The following is a 15383-nucleotide window of genomic DNA, read 5'->3' as shown; positions in this document are numbered from 1 at the left end:
CTTTTCCCCTATGCTTGGGCAGGCCAAGAGATATCTCGGCGCTTCTAGAGCTTACGGACTACTTCTGCAAAGGCCCTTTCATTCCCATGTTCGAACACCTCGACCTGCACGCCCTGCTCGCGACCTACGGTTACTGGGTGATCGTCCTCGGCTGCCTGCTGGAAGGCGAAACCGTGCTGATCCTGGGCGGCATGGCGGCGCATCAGCAAGTGCTGGACCTGTGGGTGGTGATTGCCGTGGCCACGGTCAGCGGGATGCTCGGCGACCAGTTGCTGTTCTGGAGCGGGCGGCATTTCGGCGGGCGTTTGTTGCCGCGCCTGAAGGGCCAGCAGGCCGCCATCGAGCGGGTGACCGGGCTGATCCGGCGTTACCCCTCGACCTCGGTGCTAGCGGTGCGCTTCATGTATGGCATGCGCTGGGTCGGCCCGGTGGTGATCGGCGCCAGCGGTCTGTCGCCGCTGCGTTTCACCCTGCTGAATATGCTCGGCGCGCTGCTCTGGGCCACGCTGTTCGTCTGCGGCGGCTACTGGGCCGGCGATGCGCTGGAGCATCTGTTCGGTGACTTGAAGCCTTATCGCCTGCCGATTGTCCTCGGTGTCGTGGTGCTGGTGGTGGCGGTCGCACTGCTGCGCCAGCGCCGGGCCAGAGCCAGGAACGTTGCGCCGCTGAACGACTGATCCAACCCTCCTCCCGACATCCGGAATTTTCATACTGACCCCCGCACTTTATTTCGTTTGCGGCCCCGCCCCGCTCTTGGCTTAGATAGCCCGCATGTTCCAGGCAGACAGAGCCCTTAGCCCATGAGCAGCGAAAGCATCAGCCAGTCGATTTCCATCGTTCACCCCATCCGCCTGAGCCACGGCAAGAATGCCGAGGTGTGGGACGAGAATGGCAAGCGCTACATCGATTTCGTCGGTGGGATCGGCGTGCTCAACCTGGGGCATTGTCATCCGCGGGTGGTGGCGGCGATCCAGCAGCAGGCCACCCGGCTGACCCACTACGCGTTCAACGCGGCGCCCCACGGGCCCTATGTGGAGTTCATGGCGCGGCTGGCGCGCTTCGTGCCCTTGAGTTACCCGGTCAGCGGCATGCTCACCAACAGCGGCGCGGAGGCGGCGGAGAACGCCTTGAAGATCGTGCGGGGCGCCACCGGGCGCACCGCGGTGATCGCCTTCGATGGAGGTTTTCATGGCCGCACCCTGGCCACCCTCAACCTCAATGGCAAGGTCGCACCCTACAAGCAGAAGATCGGCGTGCTGCCCGGCCCGGTGTATCACCTGCCCTACCCGAGCGCGGACAACGGCGTGACCTGCGAGGAGGCGCTGAAGGCCATGGACCGGCTGTTCAGCGTGGAAATCGACGTCGCCGAAGTGGCCTGCTTCATTGTCGAGCCGGTGCAGGGCGAGGCCGGTTTCCTGGCCCTGGACGTCGAGTTCGCCCGTGCCCTGCGACGCTTCTGCGATGAACAGGGCATCCTGCTGATCGCCGATGAAATCCAGTCCGGCTTCGGCCGCACCGGCCAGCGGTTCGCCTTCTCGCGGCTGGGGATCGAACCGGACCTGGTCCTGCTGGGCAAAAGCATCGGCGGCGGTGTGCCGCTGGGCGCGGTGCTCGGGCGCAAGGCGCTGCTGGACAACCTGCCCAGGGGCGGCCTGGGCGGCACCTATTCCGGCAACCCCATCGCCTGCGCGGCAGCCCTGGCGACCCTGGACGAGATGAGCGACCACAACCTGCAAACCTGGGGCGAACGCCAGGAGCAGGCCATCGTCAGTCGCTACCAGCGCTGGCGGGCCGAGCGCCTGACGCCTTATCTAGGGCGCCTGACCGGGGTCGGCGCCATGCGCGGCATCGAGCTGGTCAAGGCCGACGGCTCGCCGGCCCCGGAGCAACTGAGCGCACTGCTCAGCGCCGCGCGGGACGCCGGCCTGCTGTTGATGCCCAGCGGCAAGTCGCGGCACATCATCCGCCTGCTGGCGCCACTGACCATTGAGCCGCAGGTGCTGGAAGAAGGGCTGGATATTCTCGAGGGTTGCCTGGCGCGGTTGGCATGACACCACGCGTTTGCACAAAAGCCGCGCGCCATGGACACTGGCGCGCCTCATGCCATCGACAAGGAAGTGCAACATGACATGCCCCAACTACAGAGAGCGGCCCATGGCCGCCAGCCCAGAAATCTTCGGCCGCGGCGAGCACGACTCATGAAGCAGTACATTCCCTTTGTGCTGGTCTACCTGCTGCTGACGCCGCTGTACTACTGGATGAAGCCTTACCCGCTGAGGAAGTGGACAGGCCTGGCCCTGGGCCTCGCCGGGCTGCTGTGGATTCTGTTCCTGCCGCCCATGCTGGGCGAGATCGATGCCGGGCTGATTGCCGTGGCGCTGGTGGCCATGGGCAGCTCGCTGTTTTTCAGCCGGCGCCGCTACCAGGACCACGCCTGAGGCGCCGCGCTACAAGCCGAATACCCGCCGCGCATTGCCCTGCAGGAACTTGTCCCGCACCGGCTCCGGCAGCTCCAGGGCCTGGACCTGCTGCATGCATTTGGCGAACGGCAGCTGCGGGAAATTACTGCCGAACAACACCTTGTCCTGTCCGTAGGTGCGCATGAAATGCAGCAGCTGCGGCGGGTAATAGGCCGGCAGGTAGGCCGAAGTGTCGATGTAGATATTGTCGTGCTTCCAGGCCAGGCCGATCATCTCGTCGGTCCAGGGGTGGCCGATGTGCCCGGCGACGATTTGCAGTTCCGGGAAGTCCAGCGCCACCTCATCCAGATAAGGCACCGGCCGCCCGGTTTCCGAAGGCATCAGCGGGCCGGTGTGGCCGACCTGGGTGCAGAAGGGGATGCCCAGCTCCACGCACTTGGCGTACAGCGGGTAGTACAGGCGGTGGTTGGGCGGCAGTTTCCACAGCCAGGGCACGATGCGCAGGGCCTTGCAGCCCAGCTCGTCCACCGCCCGCTCCAGCTCGGCCAGCGCCGCCATCGGCCGGCTCAGGTCCACCGTGGCCACGCCGACGAAACGCTCGGGATAGGCGCGGGTGAACGCGGCGATTTCATCGTTGCTGAACACCCAGCGCTCCGGCCGGCACCAGGCCGCCAACATCAGCTTCTCGACCCCGGCCTGGTCCATCAGCTCGACGGTCTGCTCGATGCTCAGCGGCTGGTCCAGCCAATGCGCCAAACCCGACTTCTCGAACAGCCGCGCCACTTCCGGCAACAACTTCCGCGCCCGGCCGTTGGCCGGTTGCGCCCATGCGTCGATTGCACCCTTCATTGATCTATCCCCTCCGCTGACGGTGATCCAGGCGACGAAGGGCTCAGGCTACGTCCGCGCCACGGCAGCGACAATGTTCGCGACGCTCGGCGGCATTGACCGATCCGCCCAGGCTCGACTCCCGCCCTTGACCTTGTTCCGCCTCCCTCCTTTCACCTTCTGCGCCCTCGGACCGACCAGCGGTTTCAAGCGCGCATTTTGCAGGCATCGTCGTTGATCGAGCCGAAAACGAACTTCTAGAAACAGAACGAGCTGAAACGTATCAGCTTCAGCAAAAACAGCAAATATGCATAAATGCAAATTTATTCTTGACCCAAAAAACCGCCTCGCTTAAGGTGAAATTGCTGTATGCACATACAGTATTTTTTGATGAACATTTATGTGAATCCATTCACGGACGAGGTATTACCTATGAAAAGCAACACTGAAAAATTCGGCAAAACACCCCATCAACCCAGCCTCTGGACTCGCGCCGATGCGCTGAAAGTCCATGCGGACGATCCCACCACGACCCAGCCACTGGTCAGTGCGGATTTCCCGGTACTGAGCAACGAGGTGTTCATCTGGGACACCATGCCGCTGCGCGACCTGGACGGAAACATAACCTCCGTCGATGGCTGGTCGGTGATCTTCACCCTGACCGCGGATCGTCATCCGAACGACCCGCAGTACATCGACGAAAACGGCAACTACGACATCACCCGCGACTGGAACGACCGCCACGGCCGGGCAAAGATGTACTACTGGTTTTCCCGTACCGGCAAGGACTGGGAACTGGGTGGCCGGGTGATGGCCGAAGGGGTTTCGCCCACGGCTCGCGAATGGGCCGGCACGCCGATCCTGTTGAACGAACAGGGTGAAGTGGACCTGTATTACACCGCCGTCACGCCGGGCGCGACCATCGTCAAGGTGCGCGGCCGGGTGGTGACCACCGAGCATGGCGTCAGCATGGTCGGTTTCGAGAAGGTCAAGCCGCTGTTCGAGGCCGACGGCAAGATGTACCAGACCGAAGCGCAAAACCCCTTCTGGGGCTTCCGTGATCCATGGCCGTTCCGCGACCCCAACGACGGCAAGCTGTACATGCTGTTCGAAGGCAACGTGGCCGGCGAGCGCGGCTCGCACAAAGTGGGCGAAGCAGAAATCGGCGACGTGCCGCCAGGTTATGAAGACGTCGGCAACTCCCGTTTCCAGACCGCCTGTGTCGGTATCGCCGTGGCCCGTGACGAAGACGGCGACGACTGGGAAATGCTGCCGCCGCTGCTGACCGCGGTCGGCGTCAACGACCAGACCGAACGCCCGCACTTCGTGTTCCAGGACGGCAAGTACTACCTGTTCACCATCAGCCACACCTTCACCTATGCCGACGGTGTGACCGGGCCGGACGGGGTGTACGGTTTTGTCGCCGATTCGCTGTTCGGTCCTTACGTGCCGTTGAACGGTTCCGGCCTGGTGCTGGGCAACCCGTCCTCCCAGCCGTTCCAGACCTACTCGCACTGTGTGATGCCCAACGGCCTGGTGACCTCCTTTATCGACAGCGTACCGACCGACGAAAGCGGCACGCAGATTCGTATCGGCGGTACCGAAGCACCGACGGTCGGGATCAAGATCAAAGGGCAACAGACCTTCGTGGTGGCCGAGTACGACTACGGTTACATCCCGCCAATGCTCGATGTAACGCTCAAGTAATAGCGACACAGGGCGTTCAGGCAGCGGGTTCGAGTTCGATGAAGAACCCGTTGTGGATATGAATCGAGATATCCCGCCTGGCTCACTGCGACTTTGCTCAGGAGCTTCATTGAACAATGCGTAGTACCGACCCTTCGCAACTGGCTACACGGATGTAGCCAGTTCTGCTCCTTCCCTTCTTGCTTGCCCCCTGGCCGGCATTGCTCCCCCTCCCACCCAGGCTTGGCTCTCGCTCTTGCCCTGGCGCCATACCCGGCCCCGTCCCACTTTCCGCGGCGGCGCTCCAGCGAAAACCGCGTGGCCATCAGAAATACCCCACCAGGCTTAACTGGCGAGTGCTCGATATACAGCACCGGCTCAGGCGTCCCCCAATGACTGGCGGGAAGCCATCGAGGATTTCAGCGCGCGCCAGGTCCACAGCGCGCCGCACAGGTCCGGCAAGGCCAGCAGCAACAGCACTGGCGACACCAGCCCGGCGGCGACGAAGGCGGCAAAAAACACCGGCACCGACAGACGGATCGCCACGGTCAGGGCCATGAACTCGCGCCGCTCGGTGTAGCCGGCCCAGACGTAATAGACGCCCAGGTACAAGGCCAACTGGCCCATCACCCGGATCCACACCTCATCAGTCAGGGCGAAGCCGAACAACGGCAACAACAGGTTCGGCGCCAGCACCAACGCGGCGCCCAGCACCAACATGTACAGGCCGAACACAAACACGCTCTTGCCCGGATGGCTCATGGTTTCACTCCTTGGGGGTGCGATGTGAGGCGATAGGCCTCGGCATCGAAATAACGGGTCTGCTGGCGGAACTGCCAGCTGAACCCTGGCCACAGGGCGACGTTGCGCCCGCTGTCGGGGTCCATGTACCAGCTCTGGCAATGGCCGACGCTCCATACCGCGCCGCGCAGCCGGTGGCGCAGGCCCTGGTTGAAGCGCGCCTGGGCCTGCGGATCGACATCGACGCTGGTCACGCCCAGGCGTTGCAGAGTGTCCAGGGCGCCGAGGATGTAGGCGATCTGCGACTCGATCATGTAGACGATGGAGTTGTGCCCCAGGCCGGTGTTGGGCCCCATCAGCAGAAACAGATTGGGAAAGCCGCTGACCGTGGTGCCCTTGTAGGCTTCGCTGCCCTGCTGCCAGGTGTTGACTATGTCCACCCCGCCACGCCCGAGGATCATCCCCGCCGGGAACGGCGTGCGCGCCTTGAAGCCGGTGCCGAAGATCAACGCGTCCAGGGCATGGCGCTGGCCGTCGACGGTGATCAGCGCGTCCTCGGTGACTTCACGGATGCCGCTGGTGACCAGCCGGGTGTTGGCCTGGGCCAGGGCCGGAAAATAATCGTTGGACAGCAGGATGCGCTTGCAGCCGATGGCGTAGTCCGGGGTCAGGCGCCGGCGCAGTTCCGGGTCCTTGACCTGGCGCCGCAGCAGGTTGAGCGCCAGCCATTTGTGCAGGGCCATCAGCCGCGGGTTGAACACGAAGCCCAATACCCGGGTTTCATGGGCGGTGTAGATCAGCCCGCGCAACAGCCGCTGCACCGCGGGAAAACGCCGCAGCAGACGCTGGGCGGTAGCGGAAAACACCCGGTCCGGCTTGGGGATGATCCACGGTGGAGTGCGCTGGAACACCGCCAGGCTGGCCACCTGCGGCTGGATCTGCGGCACGAACTGGATCGCCGAGGCGCCGGTGCCAATCACCCCCACCCGCTTGCCGGCCAGGACGTAGTCATGGTCCCAATGCTGGGAATGAAAGATCCGGCCCTTGAAGCGCTCAAGCCCCGGTAGTCGGGGATAGTCCGGGGTCGACAAGGCCCCGGTGCCGGCCACCACCACCTGGGCAAAACGCACGCCGCCACGGGCATCCGTCACCTGCCACAGGGCGCGCTCTTCCAGCCAGCGCAGGCCGGTGACCGCGGTGTTGAAGCGGCAATGTTGCAGCACCTGATACTTGTCGGCGCAGCGCCGCAGGTAGTCGCGGATCTCCGGTTGCGGCGAAAAGCGCCGTGACCAGTCGGGGTTGGGTTCGAAGGAAAACGAATAGAGGTGGGAAGGAATATCGCAGGCACAGCCGGGGTACTGATTGACCCACCAGGTGCCGCCGACGCCGGCTTCCTGTTCGAGGATCAGGAAGTCCTGCTCGCCGCGCTGGCGCAGGTTGATCGCCATGCCGATGCCGGAGAAGCCGGCGCCGATGATCACGACCCGATAGACCCGCGCGGGGTCGGCCTGTTCCTGAAGTAGCGCACTCATGTTCCTGACTCCTGGCGGCACAAACGCCGGGCGAGACCGCCCGCAGCGCATGCACGGCTGTTCATTCCGAAGTTCTGTGGATCGAGGGTGGGCCGCTCACCGGCCCTGGCGGTTAGGTTGACGTTGCGTGCAGCCTGCTGGTCCGGTGCGCCAGGTTCTCCAGCGCCTGCGGGTCGAGTTCGGCGGCGATCACCAGGGCCTGGCGGCGCAGGGTCTGCAGGGGCGTGCGGCGGCCGAACAGGCCGGTGAAGTGCATGAACATGCGCAGGCCGAAACCCAGCCCATCGCCTCTTTGCCGCGGCACCAGGTGCAGGTGGGCGTGGGGAATGTGCTGGTTGGTGGCCTTGCCGTCGTTGACGATCAGGTGCGTGCCTTCCACCCCGAAGCCGGCGCGCCGCTGGGCGGCGAGCAAGGTATCGAACACCTGGTACAGGTGCTGGCGGATGACCGTGGGCAGTTGCTCGAGTTTTTCCACATGGGCCAGCGGGATCAGCAGCAAGTGCCCCTGCCCCAGCGGATGCACATCCATGAAGGCCATGCAGTGGGTGTCGCGATAGACCAGGGCACTGGGCAATTCGCCGGCCGCGATCTGGCAGAAAATACAGGTCATCCGTGAATCCTCGGTGGGTGGCGCTCCTTCGGGCGCTGTAAATGTAGCTCACGCCGCTCGCCGAGGTTCGGCGCAAGTTGTTACCGGACGTCGCGCGAACATCCGCGCCAGCAGCCAGCGGTCGCGCAAATAGGGCTTGTTGTCCAGCAGCGCCGCCAGCCGCGGCAGGTTGACGAAGGGCACGCCGGGGTAGATGTGATGCTCGACGTGGTAGTTGATATTGGCCCACAACAGGCCGATCAGCCGGTCGCTGACGGTCACGGTGTTCTTCGCCAGATCCAGGCGCTGCGGGTCGCCAACCGCCAGGGTGGCCATGGGGAAGTGCTCGTAGCCTCGGGAAATCGGGTTGATCACCAGCGCCAGCAACAGCAGCGGCACGATGAAAATCAGCACGAATTGCAGCATCAGCCCCTGGCTGTAGCACCAGGCGCCGATCGCCGCCAGCGACAGCAGATTGAACGCCAGCTCGCGCAGCACCCGGTTGCGCACCGCCTTGCCGTAGCGCACCAGGGAAAAGTAGATGAAGCGCGGCACGAACACGGCGATGCGCAGGAACATCCACTTCACCCCGCCGGTGTAGTTCCAGTCGTCGGGGTCCTTGTCCGGGTCGCCCAGGTAGCGGTGATGGTATTTGTGGCACTCGGTGAAGGAGGAAAACGGGAACACGATGAACCAGGCCATGAAGCGCCCGACCCACAGGTTCAGCGCCGCCGAACGAAAGCCGCTGGCATGCCCGCAATCGTGTTGCAGCACGGTGAAGGCATGCAGCTGGTTGCCCAGCACCAGCACCGCCAGCGCCAGGCCCCAGGGGTTGTCGCCGAGCAGGATGTACAGCGCCGCCGCGCACCAGACCAGCACATGCAGCACCGACCAGAGCACGAACTTCAGCGGCTGCGGCTGCATCAGTGCCTGCAGCTGGGCCTGGCGCTCGCGGTCGACCCGCAGTTCGGCGCGCTTGGCCAGCCGCAGTTCGTCCTCGGCGGCGTGGTGGGTTGAATGATTCATGAATTGACCTTCCTCTGTCTGTATCGCTAATCGACTTGCAGGCGCACGTCGTCCGTCAATGGATAGCCCACGCACAACAGTGCCTGGCCCCGGTTCAGTTCGTCCGCCGACAGCCCATGGTCCTCGCGCATGCGTACCTGCCCCGCCAGCCGGGTGCAGACGCAGGCCGTGCAGAAACCGCTGCGGCAGGAAAACGGTGGCTGCACGCCGCTGGCCAGGGCCGCGTCGAGCAGGGTCTGGCCCGGGGCGACCGTGAAGCTGAACGCCTGCCCCTGCATCAGCAGTTCCACGCGTTTTTCCGTGTCGCCGCTGGCCACTGGCGCCTTGGCCGGGGTGAAACGTTCCTGGTGCACGCTTTCCGGGGCGATGCCCAGGGCCTCCAGGGCGGCGGTCACCTCGTCCATCATGCCGCTGGGGCCGCAGCTGTAGTATTCGCGGGCTTGCGGGCCAGGCAGCGCGCCGAGAATGTCGATCACCCGCTGCCGGGTCAGGCGCCCTTCGTGGGCCCCCGGGGTGTCCGGTCGCGACAGCACATGCACCAGTTGCAAACGCTCGCCGAAGGTCTGGCGCAGCTGGTCGAGCTTGTCGCGAAAGATCACCGACTCCTGATTGCGGTTGCCGTAGATCAGCGACACCTGGGCATCCGGCTCGAAGTGCAGCGCCGACTTGAGGATCGAGAAGATCGGCGTGATCCCGCTGCCCGCCGCCAGCAGCACCAGGTGCCGCCTCCGGCCCGGCTGCGGGGCGAAGGTGAAGCGGCCATGGGTGCCGAGGGTCTGCACCGCGTCGCCGGCGCTCAGTTCCTGCACCAGGCGGTTGGAAACCTTGCCGCCGGCCACGCGCTTGACGGTGATCGACAGGGTCTTGTCCAGCCCCGGCGTGCTGCTGATGGAATAGGCGCGGCAGCCCTTGGCGCCGTCGACGTCGACCTCCAGGGTCAGGTACTGCCCGGCGCTGTAGCGGACTTTGCGCAGCAGCGGCTGCTTGAGGTGAATGGTCACCGCGTCGTCGGTTTCCCGTTCGATGGCGGCGACTTTCAAGGTCAGGGGACGGTTCATGGCTGGCCCAGGGCGCTGTGCGCGGGGGTGGGTTCGTCGGCGTTGCGCGGTGTGGCGAGGCGCCGTTGATGGGCATGTTCATGGGCCGCGATGGGCGCCGGCAGCACCCGGAATTGCAGCAGGCGGACTTTCTCTGCGTGGTCCAGCGGCTGCCACCAGTCGAGCTTGTCCGCCAGCGCATCGAAGCGGCGCAGCATCAGCAGCACGAACAGGCCGAATACGCTGAGGTCGCGAAACACCATGGAACCCGCGGCCGCCAGTTCCGGTTTGAGCCGCTCGAACAGCGCCGGGCTCTCCGACCAGTGGCCGACGGACCAGTGATGGTGGCAGGCGTGGTAACCCTCGTTGAGGATATTCACCGGTGTTTCCAGCAGGGTCACGGTGTTGTACATCCAGTCCTTGGGGTCTTGCTGGCCACCGTAGAAGGCGTGCTGGCTCCAGTGGATGACGCCCATCAGGAAGTTGCTCGCGCACCAGGGCACCAGCATGTAGAACACCGCGATCGGCAGGCTGTAGCACGCCAGCGCGACGAACAGCCCGACATGCACCAGGTTGCCCATGACCATGGCCCGGGCCTGGCTGCGCTTGTGTTTGCTCTTGAAGTACAGCCAGGGCGAAACCATGAACTGCTGGTACATCACCTCGCGCACCATGTACACGGCGAAATCCCAGGCGCTGGCATGGTCGTAGCGCGCGGTGGCGTAGACATCCAGCGGCCCGGCGTTTTCCCGGTGATGCTGTTGCAGGTGCGCCGCCGCATGGGGGATCAGGCCCATGGGAATGGCGAAGAACATGTACAGGAAGGAATTGCCGACCCAGCGATCGAGCAGGCTCGAACGCTTGAAGATACCACCGGGCACATGGCCTTCCTGATGCATGGCGCTGAAGGAGCGGACAAAGCCGCGAATGTTCGGCCCATAGACGAAGGCGTAGAACAGCAGCACCAGCAGCCAGGAGATTTCCTTGAGCCACAGTTGGGCAATGAACACCGGCCCGGCGGTCAGGCCCAGGCTGATGGCGGCGGCCAGGATCGGCTCGTCCCGCGGATCCTTGAGCAAGCGGTCGGCCAAGGGCTGCAACAGCCGGTGATATCTCGTCACCAGCCAGCCGCCCAGGGCCTTCATTCCCGGCAGCCACGACAACACCCGGCGCCCGGCCTGCAAGGTGCACGACAAGGCCAAAATCACGACGATGGCCGCGGTGTTGAACACCAGCAGCAGACTGAACAGCGGAATAGCCAGGCAGTGAAACCCGCGACCGACATTGGCCGGGCGCGGCGGATAGAGAAAATCGCTACTCATGCTTCTACTCCATTAGGCATGTTGCCGAGGCCGGAGCGACGCCAGGGGCGCCGAAGCTCCGGCTGCGGTAGCAGGCGAATCAGGCGCTGTAGGACTCGCGCAGGAACTGCGCCAGTAACGGCGTGGCGGCGCTGCGGGAGATCGGGTGGAAGCCGATCGCCCGGGAGGCCGCCAGCAGATAGGCCACTTCGTCGGAGGCGATGAACGCCATGCCGCCCAACAGCTCGACGCTGAGGTTGGTTGCCCGCTCGATCGCCGCCTGCACCAGGAAGCGCGTGCACAGCGCCTTGTGGTAGGTGTTCATCGGCGCATCCTGTTGCGCCTGCAATTCGCCGGCGGTGCCGAGCAGTGCCTGATGGGCGCCCTCCAGCTCGATGCACAGCAGGGCCAGTTGCGCGGGGTCGGCGAAGGCTTTTCTCAGCAACCGGTCGACCAGCGCCGAGGCCACGCCCAGGTAGCTGCCGCCGACCATCAGCTGGAACCAGCTCAGGCCGTTGAGCGAGGTTTCCATGGCGGTGGCGGCCACTTCCTCGCTGTCGGCGCCGTCGGCCAGCAGCATGCGCTCGCTGGGCACGAACACGCCGTTGAACACCAGTTCGTTGCTGTCGGTGGCGCGCAGCACCGTGGCGTTCCAGAAGGGTTCGCGGGTGATCGTGCTGCCATCGGCAAAGACCACGGCAAAGCCCTGGCTGATACTGCCGTCGTCCTGCTCACAGGCGACGCCGACCACGATCACGTCCATGTGGTGGCTCATGGTGCAGGGCTTCTTGCTGCCGTCGAGGACGAAACCGCCCTCCACCGGCCGCGCCTTGACGCTGCGGTTGAAGATCTCCGAGCCCGGCTTGCCCTCGGCGAAGGCCGAGGCGATCAGCAGCTGGTCCTGGGTGATGCCCCACAGCAGCTCTTCCGCCGCCGGGATCAACCCGCCCAATTGCACGATGGTGGCGATGGTGTGGTGGTGCATGGTCATCATCACCGCCAGGGACGGGCACAGCGAACCGATGGCGCGCAGGATCTCCACGGTTTCCTCCGGCGAGGCGCCGAGGCCGCCGTAGGTCTCGGGGATGATCAGGCCGGCGGCGCGGTAGTCGCGAAACAGCCCGCAGAGCACGGCCGGATCGGCTTGCTCCAGGGCCATCAGGCCGCGCTCCCGGAGGGCGGCGAGCAGGCCCGGCAGGTACTTCTCGGTGGCGTTGCGGGCGTTGTGCATCGACATGGTGTGGACTCCTTTCTCGTTGTCAGGGTTAACCGGCTTTTTCGATCAACTGCTCCACCGCGGGGGCGAAACCGAAGGCTCGGGCCAGGTCGAAGATCGCTTCGGCATCCTCCAGTGGAGGACGCTTGCCGATGCTGTAGTCGCGCCGCAGGCCGGCCATGGTCAGGACCATGGTTTCGGCCAGGCAGCTGAAGGTCACGCCCGTGGGCAGACCGGTGAGGTTCTGTTGGCCGAAACGCTGGCTGCGGTCGGGCAGATGGATCAGGCCGCCTTCGATCACCGTGACGTCCGGGCGCAGCGCCAGGGTGACGTGGCCGATGTCCGGTGGCTGCGCGCAGTCGCAGATGATCGCGTTCTGATGCAGCACCAGCGGGTCGATAAAGGCCGAGCCATTGGAGGTCGCCGAGAGCACGGCTTCCAGGCGCGGCAGCCAGTGGCCCAGGTCCGCGGTGATCACCAGCGGCGGCTGCACCTGCGGCTTGCCCTGAGCCAGGGCATCGACGCTGTCGAACAGCGTGCGCAATTGCTCCTCGTCGCCAAGGTCGCGATCCAGCAGTTGCTCGACGCTGGCCAGGCTCGGCAGGAGCAGCACCAGGGTCTTGGCGATGCCGCTGCTGTGGCCGCCCTGGATCTGCAGCAAGGCATCGCGATACAACTCGCCGGCCACCAGCCGCAGCTCGTCCATGGCGCCCCGATTGGCCCCATTGCCGAGCAATACCAGGTGCTCGCAGAAGCGCCCCAGGCGCAGGCTGGCCAGGCGCCCCACCGAACCGTAGGCACCGATCACCCCGGTCAGGCGCTTGGCCAGCGGCGCGCCGCGGTTGGCGCAGGTGCTCAGCAGCGCATCGACACCGACCATGGCTGTCAGGCTGTTGCCGGTGGTGGTGTGGAACCGCTCGTTGATGACATCCACGCCGGCACTGGAAATCACCGAGGTGTAGGCCCCCAGCCCGACGAAATCCACCTCCAGCTCGGCGACGCTGTCCAGGTAGTTGGCCAGCAGCTTGCGCCGCTTGCCCAGGCTCAGGCGCATCAGGTCGCGCGGTTGCAGCAAGCTGCCGACCAGCCAGCCTTCGACGTAGTCGCCGGCATCGTTGTAGACCCGGCGGGCGTGATAGGACACCCCGGCGTCGAGGTCGGGCTTGGCCCATTCGGAGAAGTCGTCGAGCCAGCCCTGCATAAAGGCTTTTTCCGCCGCCGACAGCCCCAGGCCGTCCACCACGCTGTCGCCATTCACGCTTTCGGCGGTGGTCGGGTGCAGCAGGAAGGCGAAGCGCCCCAGGCAACGCCCGCTGCTGCGTGGTTTGCCCGCTGCGATCCAGGGACTGAGAGCCCCCCGTGGCCCGGCATAACCGTGGGCTTCGAGAATCAAGCGGTGTTGCTGGTTATGCACCACCAGTTCCGCCACCGCCTTGAGGCCTTCGAGCAGCAGGTCAATGTCGGCGCGCTCGATGCACAGCGGCGGCTGGATGCGCAGCACGTTGCCTTCGGTGAGGGTCGGCAGGCAGTACACGCCATGGCGGCTTTTCAGGTAGCCGCAGACGATCGGCACCAGGGCGCCGAAAGCGCTGGCCAGGGACAGCGTATACAGGCGCTCGCCGCTCCAGCGGCGGAACTTCAGGCCGAGCATCAGGCCGCGGCCGTCGAGGCTGTGGAACACTTCGGGATAGTCCTGCACCAGCCGCGACAGCCCGGCGTACAGGTAGGCGCCCTGCTCCGCCGCATGCTTGAGCTGTGCACCGTCGTTGGCGGTGAGCTGGTCGAGCACAGCCAGGCCGATGGCGGCGCTGAAGCCGTTCACGGCGAAGGTGGAGCTGTGGTGCCGGTCGAAATCGCGGCTCCAGCATTGCTCGCCGTAGATGCACGCGCCGATGGCCGCGACGCCGCCGCCCAGGGCCTTGGCCAACAGCACCACGTCCGGTTCCAGACCGTGGGCGGTGGCGGCGAACAGCTCGCCGGTACGACCCAGGCCGGTCTGGATCTCGTCGAGCACGAACAAGGTGCCGTATTGGCGGCAGAGGTTCTGCGCCGCCAGCAGGTAGCCTGGCGGTGGGGTGATCATGCCCGCCTCGCCTTGCACTGCCTCTACGAAAAAGGCTGCGGCGCGTCGGGTTTTCAGCAGTTCCTCGAGGGCCTCCAGGTCGCCATAGGGCACATGGCTGAAACCGTCGGCGCGGATCTGGAACGGCTCGCGGTAAGTGGCCTTGCCGGTGACCCCGACCGCGCCCTGGGTCTTGCCGTGAAAACCGGTCAAGGTGCCGATCACCAGCTCGCGCTGGGTCGCGGCGCGGCACAGCTTGATCGCCGCTTCGACGGTCTCCGCGCCGCTGGTGGTGAAGGTCACCTTCGAGTGGGTGCCGGGCGCCAGCTCGATCAGGCGCCGCGCCAGTTCTTCGGCGCCGGGGTTGATCAGCGGCTGGACCAGCGAAGCCTGGCCGCTGGCGAGAAAGGTGTGGATCGCCTCGGTAATAGGCGCCGCGCCATAACCGAAGGGCACCGCGCCGAACTGGCCGACGAAATCGATCAGGGTCTGGCCGCTGGCGGTCTCGATGCGGGTGCCCTGGGCGCGCACCACGGTCTCGTTGAGGCCGACGAATTCCAGCAGTTCCTGGCGGGTGATATTGAGCAATGAATCAGCCATGACTGACCTCCCCCACCGCGCCGAGCGCGCCCTGGTTGATGACGCCGTACAGGTGCTGGCTGACCTTGCTCACGGTGTCGTGCAGGTAGGCCAGCTCAGGGTCCAGGGAGATGCCGAAACGGTCCTCGAACTCGGCGGACAGGCCGACGATCAGCACCGAGTCGACGCCCATCTCGTGGAACGAGCGCTCGACGTCCAGCGACCCGGAATCGACCTCCAGCAGGCTGGCCAGGGTTTCGGTCACGGCAAAGGTTATTTCGTCTATGTGCACAGTCGCCTCCCAGCGTATTTCGCTTCCTTTGCATGGCCGTTGGCCCGCGCCAACCGCGTGGTGAAACCAGCGGA

Annotated in this window: 14 protein-coding genes; 4 read left to right on the top strand and 10 right to left on the bottom strand. The window is 65.2% G+C overall.

All coding sequences use genetic code 11. The features are described from left to right. Nucleotides 1-86: 86 nt before the first annotated feature. The 3 genes from BMY68_RS10430 (at nucleotide 87) to BMY68_RS10420 (ending at nucleotide 2438) form a co-directional block, all read left to right on the top strand. Complete coding sequence (locus BMY68_RS10430) at nucleotides 87-677, top strand: DedA family protein (protein ID WP_085532280.1); 591 nt, start codon at nucleotides 87-89, stop codon at nucleotides 675-677. Between the two features lie 123 nt (nucleotides 678-800). Next, nucleotides 801-2051: a 2-aminoadipate transaminase gene (locus BMY68_RS10425; RefSeq protein WP_009045470.1), complete on the top strand. Its 1251-nt coding sequence runs from the start codon at nucleotides 801-803 to the stop codon at nucleotides 2049-2051. Between the two features lie 147 nt (nucleotides 2052-2198). Beyond that, the gene (locus BMY68_RS10420) at nucleotides 2199-2438 is read left to right on the top strand and encodes a hypothetical protein (protein ID WP_007929469.1); all 240 of its coding nucleotides are present in this window, start codon (nucleotides 2199-2201) and stop codon (nucleotides 2436-2438) included. A gap of 9 nt (nucleotides 2439-2447) precedes the next feature. Here the strand turns inward: BMY68_RS10420 and BMY68_RS10415 are convergent, their stop codons facing one another. Continuing rightward, the gene (locus BMY68_RS10415) at nucleotides 2448-3269 is read right to left on the bottom strand and encodes an amidohydrolase family protein (protein ID WP_085532282.1); all 822 of its coding nucleotides are present in this window, start codon (nucleotides 3267-3269) and stop codon (nucleotides 2448-2450) included. Between the two features lie 411 nt (nucleotides 3270-3680). Between BMY68_RS10415 and BMY68_RS10410 the strand changes: the two genes are divergently transcribed. Then, on the top strand, nucleotides 3681-4955 hold the full coding sequence (locus BMY68_RS10410) for a glycoside hydrolase family 68 protein (RefSeq protein ID WP_085532284.1): 1275 nt from the start codon (nucleotides 3681-3683) through the stop codon (nucleotides 4953-4955). Nucleotides 4956-5312: 357 nt separating this feature from the next. On the opposite strand, the gene BMY68_RS10405 is transcribed toward BMY68_RS10410, so the two are convergent. The 9 genes from BMY68_RS10405 to BMY68_RS10365 all read right to left on the bottom strand — a co-directional run bounded on the left by BMY68_RS10405 (nucleotide 5313) and on the right by BMY68_RS10365 (nucleotide 15309). After that, nucleotides 5313-5696, bottom strand: coding sequence for a hypothetical protein (locus tag BMY68_RS10405; RefSeq protein WP_085532286.1), 384 nt, complete (start codon nucleotides 5694-5696; stop codon nucleotides 5313-5315). Next, nucleotides 5693-7207 (bottom strand): flavin-containing monooxygenase, encoded by a 1515-nt coding sequence (locus BMY68_RS10400; protein ID WP_085532288.1) that lies wholly within the window; start codon nucleotides 7205-7207, stop codon nucleotides 5693-5695. Before BMY68_RS10400 ends, BMY68_RS10405 begins: the two co-directional genes overlap by 4 nt. A 112-nt stretch (nucleotides 7208-7319) precedes the next feature. Further along, complete coding sequence (locus BMY68_RS10395; protein ID WP_009045475.1) at nucleotides 7320-7817, bottom strand: HIT family protein; 498 nt, start codon at nucleotides 7815-7817, stop codon at nucleotides 7320-7322. A gap of 48 nt (nucleotides 7818-7865) precedes the next feature. Then, nucleotides 7866-8822, bottom strand: a complete 957-nt coding sequence (locus tag BMY68_RS10390) for a fatty acid desaturase family protein (protein ID WP_062824722.1) — start codon at nucleotides 8820-8822, stop codon at nucleotides 7866-7868. Between the two features lie 26 nt (nucleotides 8823-8848). Then, nucleotides 8849-9880, bottom strand: a complete 1032-nt coding sequence (locus BMY68_RS10385; RefSeq protein ID WP_085532290.1) for a ferredoxin--NADP reductase — start codon at nucleotides 9878-9880, stop codon at nucleotides 8849-8851. Further along, nucleotides 9877-11181 (bottom strand): fatty acid desaturase, encoded by a 1305-nt coding sequence (locus BMY68_RS10380; RefSeq protein WP_085532292.1) that lies wholly within the window; start codon nucleotides 11179-11181, stop codon nucleotides 9877-9879. The genes BMY68_RS10385 and BMY68_RS10380 overlap by 4 nt, the downstream gene beginning before the upstream one ends. Nucleotides 11182-11260: 79 nt before the next feature. Then, nucleotides 11261-12397 carry an acyl-CoA dehydrogenase family protein gene (locus BMY68_RS10375; RefSeq protein ID WP_009045479.1) on the bottom strand — a complete coding sequence of 379 codons (1137 nt, stop codon included), beginning with the start codon at nucleotides 12395-12397 and terminating at the stop codon, nucleotides 11261-11263. Between the two features lie 28 nt (nucleotides 12398-12425). Further along, a complete protein-coding gene (locus BMY68_RS10370; RefSeq protein WP_085532293.1) occupies nucleotides 12426-15038 on the bottom strand; it encodes an aminotransferase class III-fold pyridoxal phosphate-dependent enzyme in 2613 nt (870 codons plus the stop codon). After that, nucleotides 15031-15309 (bottom strand): acyl carrier protein, encoded by a 279-nt coding sequence (locus BMY68_RS10365; RefSeq protein ID WP_009045481.1) that lies wholly within the window; start codon nucleotides 15307-15309, stop codon nucleotides 15031-15033. Before BMY68_RS10365 ends, BMY68_RS10370 begins: the two co-directional genes overlap by 8 nt. Between the last annotated feature and the right edge of the window lie 74 nt (nucleotides 15310-15383).

This window comes from Pseudomonas sp. NFACC41-3, assembly GCF_900109505.1.
In the GTDB taxonomy this organism is placed as follows: domain Bacteria; phylum Pseudomonadota; class Gammaproteobacteria; order Pseudomonadales; family Pseudomonadaceae; genus Aquipseudomonas; species Aquipseudomonas chlororaphis.
The sequence above is the reverse complement of the archived record's forward strand: the minus strand, read 5'-3'. Positions and strand labels throughout refer to the sequence as shown.

Coding starts and splice junctions, on each gene's coding strand:
- BMY68_RS10430 (WP_085532280.1), top strand. CDS start 87: ATGTTCGAACACCTCGACCTGCACGCCCTGCTCGCGACCTACGGTTAC.
- BMY68_RS10410 (WP_085532284.1), top strand. CDS start 3,681: ATGAAAAGCAACACTGAAAAATTCGGCAAAACACCCCATCAACCCAGC.
- BMY68_RS10420 (WP_007929469.1), top strand. CDS start 2,199: ATGAAGCAGTACATTCCCTTTGTGCTGGTCTACCTGCTGCTGACGCCG.
- BMY68_RS10405 (WP_085532286.1), bottom strand. CDS start 5,696: ATGAGCCATCCGGGCAAGAGCGTGTTTGTGTTCGGCCTGTACATGTTG.
- BMY68_RS10400 (WP_085532288.1), bottom strand. CDS start 7,207: ATGAGTGCGCTACTTCAGGAACAGGCCGACCCCGCGCGGGTCTATCGG.
- BMY68_RS10425 (WP_009045470.1), top strand. CDS start 801: ATGAGCAGCGAAAGCATCAGCCAGTCGATTTCCATCGTTCACCCCATC.
- BMY68_RS10415 (WP_085532282.1), bottom strand. CDS start 3,269: ATGAAGGGTGCAATCGACGCATGGGCGCAACCGGCCAACGGCCGGGCG.
- BMY68_RS10380 (WP_085532292.1), bottom strand. CDS start 11,181: ATGAGTAGCGATTTTCTCTATCCGCCGCGCCCGGCCAATGTCGGTCGC.
- BMY68_RS10395 (WP_009045475.1), bottom strand. CDS start 7,817: ATGACCTGTATTTTCTGCCAGATCGCGGCCGGCGAATTGCCCAGTGCC.
- BMY68_RS10385 (WP_085532290.1), bottom strand. CDS start 9,880: ATGAACCGTCCCCTGACCTTGAAAGTCGCCGCCATCGAACGGGAAACC.
- BMY68_RS10375 (WP_009045479.1), bottom strand. CDS start 12,397: ATGTCGATGCACAACGCCCGCAACGCCACCGAGAAGTACCTGCCGGGC.
- BMY68_RS10370 (WP_085532293.1), bottom strand. CDS start 15,038: ATGGCTGATTCATTGCTCAATATCACCCGCCAGGAACTGCTGGAATTC.
- BMY68_RS10390 (WP_062824722.1), bottom strand. CDS start 8,822: ATGAATCATTCAACCCACCACGCCGCCGAGGACGAACTGCGGCTGGCC.